We start from the raw sequence: 12490 nt of genomic DNA on the forward strand, positions 1-12490 counted from the left end.
CGGCTCCGGCCGTCCGAAGCCGGAGCCGACAGAGGGCCCGTGGCGTTCACGATCCGTGAACGCCACGGGCCCTCTGTTCGTCTTCCCGGCTGCCCGGCTTCTGCCGGCTCCTACTGCTGAGGCGGAGCCGGCGGGTAGGGCTGGCCCGGCTGCGGGTGCTGCGGGTGCTGCGGTTGTTGCGGTGGGTAGGGCTGTCCGGGAGCCGGCTGGCCGGGGTGACCATAAGGCTGCGGGGCAGGGGCCTGGCCGGGGGCCGGCTGACCCGGGTAGGGCTGGCCGGGGTACGGCTGGCCCTGCTGCTGCGGCGGATACGGCTGCTGACCGGGGATCTGCCGGCCGGGCAGAGGCGGGGCGACCACCGGCGGCGGGTTGCCGTCCGAAGTCCACAGGCCGTGCGACTGCTGGTGCCTGGCGATGTCCTCGGCGACCATCGCGGCGAGCGTGAAGTACGCCTCCCGCACCTTCGGCCGCATCATGTCGAGGTCCAACTCGGCGCCTGCCGACAGGTGTTCGTCGAAGGGCACGACGACGACACCCCGGCAGCGCGTCTCGAAGTGGGAGACGATGTCGTCCACCTTGATCATCTTGCCGGTGTCGCGCACCCCGGAGATGACCGTGAGGGAACGGGCCACCAGGTCCTGGTATCCGTGCGCGGACAGCCAGTCCAGCGTCGTACTGGCGCTGCTCGCCCCGTCCACGGACGGCGTCGAGATGATGATGAGCTGGTCGGCGAGATCGAGCACCCCGCGCATGGCGCTGTAGAGCAGGCCGGTGCCGGAGTCGGTGAGGATGATCGGGTACTGCTTGCCGAGGATGTCGATCGCGCGCCGGTAGTCCTCGTCGTTGAACGTCGTGGAGACGGCGGGGTCCACGTCGTTGGCGATGATCTCCAGCCCCGAGGCAGCCTGTGAGGTGAACCGCCGGATGTCCATGTACGAGTTGAGGTACGGGATCGCCTGGACGAGGTCACGGATGGTCGCCCCGGTCTCGCGCCGCACGCGACGGCCGAGCGTTCCGGCGTCCGGGTTGGCGTCGATCGCGAGGATCTTGTCCTGCCGCTCGGTGGCGAGCGTCGAGCCGAGCGCCGTGGTGGTCGTCGTCTTGCCGACGCCACCCTTGAGGCTGATGACCGCGATGCGATAGCAGGACAGCACCGGCGTCCTGATCAGCTCCAGCTTCCGCTGCCGCTCGGCCTCCTCCTTCTTTCCCCCCAGCCTGAACCGCCCGCCCCCGGACGCCGGGCGGCTGCTCTTCGTCTTCTGCTTCTTGCTGTTCAGCAGCCGGTCGGACGACAACTCCACCGCGGCCGTGTAACCGAGCGGCGCCACACCGGGGTTGGTGGGCTGCCGCTGATCATGCTGCACGGGCTGCGGCCAGGCCGCGCCTGTGCGGGGGTCGACGGGGGCGGTGGGCGCAGTGGGATACGGGTGCCCCCCAGGCTGACCGGGCTGGCCGGGCTGACCCGTGTACTCCGGATGGCCGGGCTGGGTGGGGGGTTGGGGGAAGCCGTAACCGCTCGGGGGAGCAGGGGAGTTGGGCGGGCCCTGTGGCGCCGGGGCGCCGGGCGGGAAGCCGTAGCCGGGCTGAGGGGCGGGCTGTTCGGGGNGGCCGGGCTGGGTGGGGGGTTGGGGGAAGCCGTAGCCGGCCTGCTGGGGGAGGGGTGCGTGCGGGGGTACGGGCGCATCGGGTTGGGGGAAGCCGTAGCCCGGTGCGGGGTGTGCCGGTGGCGGGGTGGGCGCGGGGGTGCCGGGCTGCCCGTCGGGCTGCTCGGGCTGGGTGGGGGGTTGGGGGAGGCCGTAGCCGACCTGTTGCGGGACGGGTGCGTGCGGCGGGACCGACGCACCAGGGGGCGGGAAGCCGTAACCGGCGGGGGACGGGGCGTGGGGTGCCTGGGGGGCTGCCGGCTGCTGGTCGGGCGTGGGTGCCGGGGCCGGGGTGACGGGCGTGGCGGAGGCGTGCGGTGGTGCGGGGGGCACGGTGTCGCCGGTGTCGCCGGGCGCGCCGGTTGGCGCAGGGACTCCGGGGCTGGCCGGCGGCGCTCCGGGTGTTGCAGGTGCACCGGGCCCACCAGAGGCACCGGGCGTGGCATCGACCGGGTTGCCCCAGGCGGCAGGCGCACCCTGGGGGGCCTGCGGGGGGAACGGCTGCTGCTGGGGCGGCGGCACCGGCTGCTCGGCCTGCGCGACCGCGGGCTGCTGGTTCGGCAGCGCGGGATGCACCGGCGCCGTCGGCGCGACCGGTGGCCACTGCGCTCCCGCGGCAGGCGCCGGCGGCGTGGCCAGTCGGTACGCGGGCGGCAACGGCGGAAGCGCACCCTGCTGCGCCGGAGGCGTCCAGGCGGGAGGCGTCTGCGGTACGCCGCCGGGGGCGACCGGAGCGGGCGCGGCCTCCTGGGGCGCGGCCGGCTGAGGCGCGGCGGTCTGGGGCTCCACGGTCCGCGGCACCGCACCCTGGGACTCGGCGGTGCCGGGGGCGCCGCCGACAGGCTCGGCAGGAACGGTGTCATGCGGACCGGAGTTCTGCGGCGCGAGGTCCTGCGCAACGGCTGCCTGAGGGGCGGCGCCCTGAGCGGGCACATCCTGCGGTGCGGTGCCCTGAGCGGGTGCCTCCTGCGGGGCGGCACCCTGAGCCGGTGTCTCCTGCGGGACAGAGATCTCGGCCACGGCATCCTGCTGGGCGACCGCACCCGGCTCGGCCTCGCCGGAGACGACATCCGGACGCTCGGCACCGCCGGCCGACGGACCCTCGGGGTCACCGGCCTGAGCGGCACCGGCCTCTACGGCACCGGCCTCGCCGGAAGCATCCGCACCGGCCAACCCCTCCGGGCCTACACCGCCGTCGCCGCCCTCGCCCGCTCCGCCCTGAGCGTCCTGGCCCTCGCCGGACGACACCACGGCCTCGGCGGGCTGGGGGACACCGCCGGCATCCACGTCGGCACCGGCGCCCTCCGAACCATGAGGCGGCGCCTCCGCGGCCGTACCGGCTGCCGTCACGTCCCCGGAGCCAGAAACCCCGGCGTCGGAGCGCGCGGCGCTCGCCGGCTCCCCACCCGGCACCTGCGGCGCGTTCAACTCGAAGTCACCGGCACTCGCCGCACCACGGGCGGCACCCCCGTCAGAGCCCGCACCAGCAGTCGTACCCGCACCGGAGGCACCCTGTGCGGCGGCGCCGTCCCCGACCTCGCGCTTCATCGCGGCAGCGGAGATCCGCATGGTCGCCCCGCTCTCGATGTCCCCGTCGCCCTCACCACCGGCGCCGGCCACGGGCGCGGCGGCCGTCGGAGGCCAGGGAGGCGGATACGAACCGGGCACACCGGACATGTCGAGAGGAGCGCCGGCGGGCGGCGCGAACGGCAGCCCGATCGGCGGCCGCACGGAACCGGCGACCGGAGGAACGCCCCCCGCACCGGTACCCGTACCCGCCCCCGCACTCGTGTCAGCACCAGCACCAGCACCAGCACCCGCACCCGGTTCCGAGCCGGCCCCTCCCGGAGAGGCGTTCTGCGTGTACCAGGCAGGCGGCGCGTAGTCGATGGTGAACTCGCCCGTCATCTCGATGGCGGACTCCGCGTCGGGCTGGTCATCGTCGGGTGTGGCCCAGCCCCCGCGCATCCCGTCCCGATCGCTGCTCACAATTCCTCCTGGTGTGGTCGAGCACCCTCATGCCGTGCTGGGGCGACCGTTCCTGTCGTCTGATGTCGCCGGGCTTGTCCCCCCTCGGGCCCCGGGCCAAGTCACACAGCCCGTACCACCCGCGTGCGGGCAACTCGCGACGTGCTGCACCCCAGCCTAATCATCAGGAGCCCGGACCCGGCAGGCCCGTCTCTCCCGACCGGCTCACCCGAAGCGCCCAAGCAGCCTGAAAGGGGAGCAACTTGGGCATGCTGCCCAGACTGGATCTTCGCGCGCCCGACTTGTCACCACCGCCGGAGCGGGCGCCCCGCGCACACAAGGCCCGCACAAGCCCAGGCCCACACAAGGCGAGAGGCAGGCACAAGGCGAGGGCCCACACGGAACAAAAGGACCGACACAAGCAAAGGGACCGACACGAACAAGAGGACCGACGCAGAACAACAAGTGGACCGACGCAAAACAAGAGGGGCAGGCAGCCGACCCCGGCTCCCCGCCCCTTCCCCCGATCCGCGCTTCGCGCCCCGCGCTCTACGCAGCCGGCGCCCCGTCCCCCGGTGCCGGCTCCAGATCGAACTCCCCGTCCCGCGCCCCCAGTACGAACGCCCGCCACTCCCCCTCCGTGTACCGCAGCACGGTGTCGGGGTCGAGCGAGGACCTCATGGCCACGGCGCCTTCCGGGAGGTAGGCGATCTCGACCCGCTCCTGCTGATCCTCGGTGCCCGGAGCGCTGTGCCACTCGACGCCGGAGATGTCGAGGGCGTACAGCTCGTCCTTCTCCCGCTCCTTGCGCGCCTTGAGTTCCTTGTCCTCGGCCTCGGCCATCGCGGCTGGGTCCCTTCGTCCGTGCCAACGAGCTTCGTGTCGACGAGCTTCGTGTCAACAAGCTGTCAGGTCACCCTACTTGTCCTCGTTCGCCCTGGTCAGGGGTTTGCCGATGTCCGCACACCGCACCGCCGGCGACAGCATGGTCCCTGGCCCGGCCGCTTCCCGCCCGCCCCTTCGGGACAAAGGTTTCTCCCTCAGGTCAGCGGCTTCACCCCCACGAGGGAGTCCGGGGTGCGACGGCCACGACGGTCGAGGCTCGGCGCCGACGGCGATCCGGGGCGCGGCCCCCGGTCGGACGTACCCCTCCAAGCTGGTACTCTGTCCCGTGGCCGTTTGTGTGCGCACCCCCGGACTCCGGAGGTAGCCCCCAGCGGACCCCGCCACCCGAGTCACAGAAGCCCCCCTGAGACGCAGACCAGGGGCACTCGGTGGCATCAACGAGACTCATGAGGAGTATCGCGTGTCGCTCGACGCCGCTACGAAGAAGCAGATCATCACCGAGTTCGGTACCAAGGAGGGCGACACCGGCTCCCCCGAGGTCCAGGTCGCGATGCTCTCCCGCCGCATCTCGGACCTGACCGAGCACCTCAAGACCCACAAGCACGACCACCACTCCCGCCGTGGTCTGCTGATCCTGGTCGGTCAGCGTCGCCGTCTGCTGCAGTACCTCGCCAAGAAGGACATCCAGCGCTTCCGTGCGCTGGTCGACCGCCTCGGCATCCGCCGCGGTGCGGCGGGCGCCAAGTAGGACGCCGTGAGGGGAGCGGTTCCCGGGAGATCGGGGGACCGCTCCCTTTGCTGTACGCACCGGGACTCCGCCGGCCCGGCCGACCCCGTCGGCAGGGGGCGCGCGGCCCCGACGCACGCGGGACGTACGGGCGGAAACGTGCGGAGTGTCACCACCCCTTTGTAGTGTGGTAGCACAACGCAAGAGGCACGACACAGCGTGAGGCGCCCGGAGGGCTGCCGCACGCACACGAACGAGGAGAAGCGCACCTCGCCGCCGCCGGTCCTCGGTAGTGGCCCCCGGGAGATTGCGAACCCCGAGGGCTTCGATCGAAGACCGGCCCGCACCAGACGGCGCGCTTCTCCGCCACCGTCCCCCTGCCACACGGGCAGGCCCAGGGACGAAAGACGAAAAGTATCGGAGAATTTGCTAGTGGAGAACGAGACCCACTACGCCGAGGCCGTCATCGACAACGGCTCCTTCGGCACCCGCACCATCCGTTTCGAGACGGGCCGTCTGGCCCGCCAGGCCGCCGGCTCCGCCGTGGCCTACCTGGACGACGACACCATGGTGCTGTCGGCCACCACGGCTTCCAAGAACCCCAAGGACCAGCTCGACTTCTTCCCCCTCACGGTGGACGTCGAGGAGCGGATGTACGCCGCCGGCAAGATCCCCGGCAGCTTCTTCCGCCGTGAGGGCCGTCCCTCCGAGGACGCCATCCTCACCTGCCGGCTGATCGACCGCCCGCTGCGCCCGTCCTTCAAGAAGGGCCTGCGCAACGAGATCCAGGTCGTCGCCACGATCATGGCGCTCAACCCCGACCACCTGTACGACGTCGTGGCGATCAACGCCGCGTCCGCGTCCACGCAGCTGGCCGGTCTGCCCTTCTCCGGTCCGATCGGCGGCGTCCGCGTCGCGCTGATCAACAACCAGTGGGTGGCCTTCCCGACGCACACCGAGCTCGAGGACGCCGTCTTCGACATGGTCGTCGCGGGCCGCGTCCTGGAGGACGGCGACGTCGCGATCATGATGGTCGAGGCCGAGGCCACCGAGAAGACGATCCAGCTGGTCCAGGGCGGCGCCGAGGCGCCGACCGAGGAGGTCGTCGCCGCCGGTCTGGACGCCGCGAAGCCCTTCATCAAGGTGCTCTGCAAGGCCCAGGCCGACCTCGCGTCGAAGGCCGCCAAGCCCACCGGCGAGTTCCCGGTCTTCCTCGACTACCAGGACGACGTCCTGGAGGCGCTCACCGCCTCGGTCAAGGACGAGCTGACGCAGGCCCTCACCATCGCGGGCAAGCAGGAGCGCGAGGCCGAGCTGGACCGCGTCAAGGGTCTGGCCGCCGAGAAGCTGCTCCCGCAGTTCGAGGGCCGCGAGAAGGAGATCTCCGCCGCCTACCGCTCGCTGACCAAGTCCCTGGTCCGTGAGCGCGTCATCAAGGACAAGGTCCGCATCGACGGCCGCGGCGTCACGGACATCCGTACGCTGGCCGCCGAGGTCGAGGCCATCCCGCGCGTGCACGGTTCGGCGCTGTTCGAGCGTGGCGAGACCCAGATCCTGGGCGTCACCACCCTCAACATGCTCCGGATGGAGCAGCAGCTCGACACCCTCTCCCCGGTGACGCGCAAGCGCTACATGCACAACTACAACTTCCCGCCGTACTCCGTCGGCGAGACCGGCCGCGTCGGCTCCCCCAAGCGCCGCGAGATCGGCCACGGCGCGCTCGCCGAGCGCGCCATCGTGCCGGTGCTGCCGACGCGCGAGGAGTTCCCCTACGCGATCCGTCAGGTGTCCGAGGCCCTCGGCTCCAACGGCTCGACGTCCATGGGCTCGGTCTGCGCCTCCACCATGTCGCTGCTGAACGCCGGTGTGCCCCTCAAGGCCCCCGTCGCCGGTATCGCCATGGGCCTGATCTCCCAGGAGATCAACGGCGAGACGCACTACGTCGCCCTCACCGACATCCTCGGTGCGGAGGACGCCTTCGGCGACATGGACTTCAAGGTCGCCGGCACCAAGGAGTTCGTCACCGCCCTCCAGCTCGACACCAAGCTGGACGGCATCCCCGCCTCCGTCCTGGCCGCCGCCCTCAAGCAGGCCCGTGACGCCCGCCTCCACATCCTCGACGTGATGATGGAAGCGATCGACACGCCGGACGAGATGTCCCCCAACGCCCCGCGGATCATCACCGTCAAGATCCCCGTGGACAAGATCGGCGAGGTCATCGGCCCGAAGGGCAAGATGATCAACCAGATCCAGGAGGACACCGGCGCCGAGATCACGATCGAGGACGACGGCACCATCTACATCGGTGCCCAGCAGGGCTCGCAGGCCGAGGCCGCCCGCGCCACGATCAACGGCATCGCCAACCCGACCATGCCGGAGGTCGGCGAGCGCTACCTGGGCACCGTCGTGAAGACGACGACCTTCGGCGCGTTCGTGTCGCTGCTCCCGGGCAAGGACGGTCTGCTGCACATCTCGCAGATCCGCAAGCTCGCCGGCGGCAAGCGCGTGGAGAACGTCGAGGACGTCGTCGGCGTGGGCTCCAAGGTCCAGGTCGAGATCGCCGAGATCGACTCCCGCGGCAAGCTCTCCCTCATCCCCGTGATCGAGGGCGAGGACGGTTCCGAGGACAAGAAGGACGACGGCGACAAGTGACGTCCCGTAGCTCCCAGGCGACGGCCCGCACCTCCACGGAGGCGCGGGCCGTCGCCCGTACCCAAACCCTGATCAAGGGCAGAGACGGCATCGGCACGGTCCGCAAGACCACCCTCCCGGGCGGCCTGCGCATCGTCACCGAGACCCTGCCGTCCGTGCGCTCCGCCACCTTCGGCATCTGGGCGCACGTCGGCTCCCGCGACGAGTCGCCCGCGCTGAACGGCGCCACCCACTACCTGGAGCACCTGCTCTTCAAGGGCACCTCGCGCCGCAGCGCGCTCGACATCTCCTCCGCGATCGACGCGGTCGGCGGCGAGATGAACGCGTTCACGGCCAAGGAGTACACGTGCTACTACGCGCGCGTGCTCGACACCGACCTGCCGCTCGCCATCGACACGGTCTGCGACATGCTCACCGGCTCGCTCATCCGCGAGGAGGACGTCGACGTGGAGCGCGGCGCCATCCTCGAAGAGATCGCGATGACCGAGGACGACCCGGGCGACTGTGTGCACGACCTGTTCGCGCACACCATGTTCGGCGACACCCCCCTCGGCCGCCCGGTCCTCGGCACGGTCGACACCGTCAACGCCCTCACCGCCGACCGCATCCGCCGCTTCTACCGCAAGCACTACGACCCGACCCACCTCGTGGTCGCCTGCGCGGGCAACGTCGACCACAACAAGGTCGTACGACAGGTCCGCGCGGCCTTCGAGAGCGCCGGCGCCCTCACCCGCGCCGACGCCACCCCGATCGCCCCGCGCGAGGGCCGCCGCGGCCTCCGTACGGCCGGCCGGGTCGAACTGGTCGGCCGCAAGACCGAGCAGGCGCACGTCGTCCTCGGCATGCCCGGCCTCGCCCGCACCGACGAGCGTCGCTGGGCCCTCGGCGTGCTCAACACCGCGCTCGGCGGCGGCATGTCCTCCCGTCTCTTCCAGGAGGTCCGGGAGAAGCGCGGCCTCGCCTACAGCGTGTACTCGTACACGTCCGGCTTCGCCGACTGCGGCCTCTTCGGCGTCTACGCCGGCTGCCGTCCGTCCCAGGTGCACGACGTGCTGAAGATCTGCCGCGACGAACTCGACCAGGTCGCCGAGAACGGGCTGCCCGACGACGAGATCGAGCGCGCCATCGGCCAGCTCCGCGGCTCCACGGTCCTCGGCCTGGAGGACACCGGTGCGCTCATGAACCGCATCGGCAAGAGCGAGCTGTGCTGGGGCGAGCAGATGTCCGTCGACGAGATGCTGACCCGCATCGCGATGGTGACCCCGGACGAGATCCGCTCCGTGGCCCGCGAGATTCTGGGCCGGCGGCCTTCCCTGTCGGTGATAGGCCCGCTCAAGGACAAACAGGCGTCCCGTCTCCACGAAGCCGTCGCCTGACACCCCAGTTAAGGAACCAAGCAATGAGCAAGTTGCGCGTGGCGGTCATCGGCGCCCGGGGCCGTATCGGCTCGGAGGCCGTGCGGGCCGTCGAGGCCGCCGAGGACATGGAGCTGGTCGCGGCCCTGAGCCGGGGCGACGAGCTGCGGACCCTGGCGGAGACCGGCGCCCAGGTCGCCGTCGAACTGACCACCCCCGCCTCGGTCATGGACAACCTCGACTTCTGCGTGCGCCACGGCATCCACGCCGTCGTCGGGACGACGGGCTGGACCGACGAACGCCTCGCGCAGCTGGGCGGCTGGCTGGCGAAGTCCCCGGAGACGGGCGTGCTCATCGCGCCCAACTTCTCCATCGGGGCCGTCCTGACCATGAAGTTCGCGCAGATCGCCGCGCCGTACTTCGAGTCCGTCGAGGTCGTCGAACTGCACCACCCGAACAAGGTCGACGCCCCCAGTGGCACCGCCACCCGCACCGCGCAGCTCATCGCCGAGGCCCGCCGGGCCGCCGGCACGGCCCCCGCGCCGGACGCCACGGCCACGGCCCTGGACGGTGCGCGGGGCGCCGACGTCGACGGCGTCCCCGTGCACGCCGTACGCCTGCGGGGTCTCCTCGCCCACCAGGAAGTGCTGCTCGGCGGGGAGGGGGAGACTCTGACGGTTCGTCATGACTCCCTCCACCACAGCAGTTTCATGCCGGGCATCCTGCTCGGCGCCCGCCGCGTGGTGACGACCCCGGGACTCACGTTCGGCCTCGAACACTTCCTCGACCTGGGCTGATCGGGCCGGGAGAAGTCATGCGCGCGAAGCTCACCTACGCCGTCACGGCAGCCGTCCTGGTCGTCTATTTCGTCCTGGTCGGCAGCCGCGGGCTCCTGCTCATCGAGACCGGCACACCCATCACGATCGCCTTCGGTGTCGCCGTGCTCGTCCTGCCGGGGATCGGCCTGTGGTTCCTCTGGAAGAACACCCAGTTCGTCCGCAGGGCAAACCAGCTCGCCGCCGAACTCGACGCCGAAGGGGGCCTGCCCGTCGACGAGTTGAAGCGGACCCCGAGCGGCCGCATCGACCGCGACTCGGCCGACGAGGTCTTCGCGCGCCGCAAGGAGGAGACCGAGGACGCCCCCGACGACTGGCGCACCTGGTTCCGGCTCGCCGTCGCCTACCACGACGCCCGAGACACCCCCCGGGCCCGCAAGGCCATGCAGCGCGCGATCGCCCTCCACGACGGCAGACCGGCACCGACCGCCTGATCTGCCGCCGCCGGCACGGGCGCGGTCGCGTACGACTGAGGGGCCGATCCGCACAACGGATCGACCCCTCAGTCGTATGTTCGATTACGCGGCGCGCCCGTACTCCGCCGCCCAGGCCTCGATCGTGTCGGCCGCCTTGTCGAAGGCCTCCGTACGCGCCAGGAAGTCGGCGTTGTGCGTGGTCATCAGCGGCGTCACGTACTCCTGCACACGGTCCGTACGGACCAGGAGCAGCGCCTGTCCCTGCACGGACCGGGGCAGCCCGAGCCAGCGCACCGGCTGCTGCACGGTACGCACCGAGACGCTGGCCTGCCACGACGCGGTACGCGTGCGGAAGAAGCCCACCTGACGCACTCCCCGCGCACTCACCCAGATGCCGACACGCAGCAGCCGCAGGGCGCAGCCGATGACCAGCAGAGCCGCGCCGAAGCAGAGCGCACCGGCCTGCGGGGTATCGGCCACCGCGATGATGACGGCCGCGACCAGCACGTACGAGGCGAGCAGCAGCAGGAGCGCGGCCGCCCCGACCCGCCAGGGGCCGGGACGGTAGGGGCGTCGCCAGCGGTCGCGGTCCTCGAACGGCAGCGCCTCGTCCACCGTGTGGTCGAAGGCGCGGTCGGCGGTCAGGAAGGGCAGGGGCACGGCTGGTCCTCACTCGATCCACGCACAGCTTTCGCCGGGTGAGGCTACCGAGCCGGGCCCCTCCCCACCACTTTCAGGGGCCCGACAGGGGGACAAGCGGACGCAACTCGGGTCATCCCGCGCCCTGCGACGCCGAGCCGTAGAGTGGGCGCCGCCCGAGCGCAGCAATGGGAAGGATCCTCCGAGCCGTGACCGACACCCCCGCCGACGACCTCAAGCCCAGCTTCCGCAGCGATGTCACCGTCGAGTTGGTGAAGCACAGCGCGGCCGATTCGGACGTGCTGTGGGCCGCCCGAGTCTCCACCGCCGGCGAACAGTCCCTGGAGGAGCTGACGAAGGACCCCGAGCGCTCCAAGGGCCTCATCAACTACCTCATGCGGGACCGGCACGGCAGCCCCTTCGAGCACAACTCGATGACCTTCTTCATCAGCGCCCCGATCTTCGTCTTCCGCGAGTTCATGCGGCACCGGGTGGGCTGGTGCATCGCCGGAGACACTGAGATCACGCTGGAGAGCGAGGCCGGCAATGTCAGGCGGCGTTCCATCGCGGAGCTCCACAAGCTCTGGCACCTCGGAGTTGAGGACGGTCTTCCGCATTCCGCCGGTGGAGTGACCTGGCACGGCCGGGCCGGGAAGTGGATGGCGCAGGTCGGGCGCGGCGAGAAGAACCACTACCTCGGCCTGTACGAGAGTCGTGAGGCCGCCGAGTCCGCCGTGGCGGAATTCCGGGAACTGCACCCCGATACCCGTATCCGCAAGCTCGAATCGGTCCGTCGCAACCATGTGCGCTGCTACGACGAGGAGACGCTGCTGGCCCAGCGTGCCAGGATCGTCGACGTCATCGAGTCCGGGGTGAAGCCGCTCATCAGGATCACCACCGAGTCCGGGAAGACGCTCCGCTGTACGGTCGATCACGCGGTGCTGACGCCCGAGGGCTGGAGCAAGGCCGGGGAGTTGGCCGTCGGGGACGCGGTCATGGCGGCGGGAGACGTCCCCCTCCCGTCGGACGCACCGGTCCCGCCGAGCCTGCGTCGCGGCATCGGCGTGTGGACCTCCATGCAGCGAGAGCGGCTGATCAAGGAGATCGACGCCTGCCACCTCTGTGGCCAGGATTTCCCCCGGGCGGAACTCGCCCTCGACCACGTGGTTCCGGTGGCGGGCGACCTGGCTCAGGCCCTCGACGAGAAGAACCTCGCCCCCGCGTGTGAACCGTGCCATGCGATCAAGAGCGCCGGCGAGCAGGCCCTGGCCCGTCGCGGCGACAAGGCCGCCGGCGCCGTTCCGGACCGGATCGTCGCCGTCGAACAGGACGGCGAGGAGATGACGTACGACCTCTCCGTGGAAGGCCCCTGGCACAACTTCCTCGCCAACGGGATCGTCGTCCACAA

Annotated in this window: 8 protein-coding genes and 3 pseudogenes; 7 read left to right on the plus strand and 4 right to left on the minus strand. The window is 71.1% G+C overall.

All coding sequences use genetic code 11. The features are described from left to right. Positions 1 to 110: 110 nt before the first annotated feature. From STRBO_RS41450 to STRBO_RS0109440, 3 genes and pseudogenes are all read right to left on the minus strand, one after another. A complete protein-coding gene (locus tag STRBO_RS41450) occupies positions 111 to 2816 on the minus strand; it encodes a MinD/ParA family ATP-binding protein (protein ID WP_425336035.1) in 2706 nt (901 codons plus the stop codon). Between the two features lie 687 nt (positions 2817 to 3503). Beyond that, positions 3504 to 3632 (minus strand): annotated as a pseudogene (locus tag STRBO_RS45885) (SCO5717 family growth-regulating ATPase); the annotation flags it as partial. A 528-nt stretch (positions 3633 to 4160) separates the two neighbouring features. Then, entirely contained in the window at positions 4161 to 4454 is a 294-nt protein-coding gene (locus tag STRBO_RS0109440) for a DUF397 domain-containing protein (RefSeq protein ID WP_005479658.1), read from the minus strand. 463 nt (positions 4455 to 4917) lie between these two features. Between STRBO_RS0109440 and rpsO the strand changes: the two genes are divergently transcribed. The 5 genes from rpsO to STRBO_RS0109465 all read left to right on the plus strand — a co-directional run bounded on the left by rpsO (position 4918) and on the right by STRBO_RS0109465 (position 10461). Further along, positions 4918 to 5205: a 30S ribosomal protein S15 gene (gene rpsO, locus STRBO_RS0109445; RefSeq protein WP_005479656.1), complete on the plus strand. Its 288-nt coding sequence runs from the start codon at positions 4918 to 4920 to the stop codon at positions 5203 to 5205. Between the two features lie 411 nt (positions 5206 to 5616). Continuing rightward, a complete protein-coding gene (locus tag STRBO_RS0109450; RefSeq protein ID WP_005479655.1) occupies positions 5617 to 7836 on the plus strand; it encodes a polyribonucleotide nucleotidyltransferase in 2220 nt (739 codons plus the stop codon). Further along, positions 7833 to 9212 carry a M16 family metallopeptidase gene (locus STRBO_RS0109455; RefSeq protein ID WP_005479654.1) on the plus strand — a complete coding sequence of 460 codons (1380 nt, stop codon included), beginning with the start codon at positions 7833 to 7835 and terminating at the stop codon, positions 9210 to 9212. The genes STRBO_RS0109450 and STRBO_RS0109455 overlap by 4 nt, the downstream gene beginning before the upstream one ends. A 23-nt stretch (positions 9213 to 9235) precedes the next feature. Further along, entirely contained in the window at positions 9236 to 9988 is a 753-nt protein-coding gene (dapB, locus tag STRBO_RS0109460) for a 4-hydroxy-tetrahydrodipicolinate reductase (RefSeq protein ID WP_020114106.1), read from the plus strand. A gap of 17 nt (positions 9989 to 10005) precedes the next feature. Next, the gene (locus STRBO_RS0109465; protein WP_005479650.1) at positions 10006 to 10461 is read left to right on the plus strand and encodes a tetratricopeptide repeat protein; all 456 of its coding nucleotides are present in this window, start codon (positions 10006 to 10008) and stop codon (positions 10459 to 10461) included. A gap of 84 nt (positions 10462 to 10545) precedes the next feature. On the opposite strand, the gene STRBO_RS0109470 is transcribed toward STRBO_RS0109465, so the two are convergent. Next, positions 10546 to 11103: a hypothetical protein gene (locus tag STRBO_RS0109470; RefSeq protein ID WP_005479649.1), complete on the minus strand. Its 558-nt coding sequence runs from the start codon at positions 11101 to 11103 to the stop codon at positions 10546 to 10548. 188 nt (positions 11104 to 11291) lie between these two features. Between STRBO_RS0109470 and STRBO_RS44475 the strand changes: the two are divergent. Both STRBO_RS44475 and STRBO_RS44480 read left to right on the plus strand, forming a co-directional pair. Continuing rightward, positions 11292 to 11582, plus strand: a pseudogene (locus STRBO_RS44475) (FAD-dependent thymidylate synthase); the annotation flags it as partial. Positions 11583 to 11741: 159 nt separating this feature from the next. After that, positions 11742 to 12488: pseudogene (locus STRBO_RS44480) on the plus strand (HNH endonuclease); the annotation flags it as partial. Positions 12489 to 12490: the final 2 nt, after the last annotated feature.

This window comes from Streptomyces bottropensis ATCC 25435 (assembly GCF_000383595.1).
GTDB classification, from domain to species: Bacteria; Actinomycetota; Actinomycetes; order Streptomycetales; family Streptomycetaceae; genus Streptomyces; species Streptomyces bottropensis.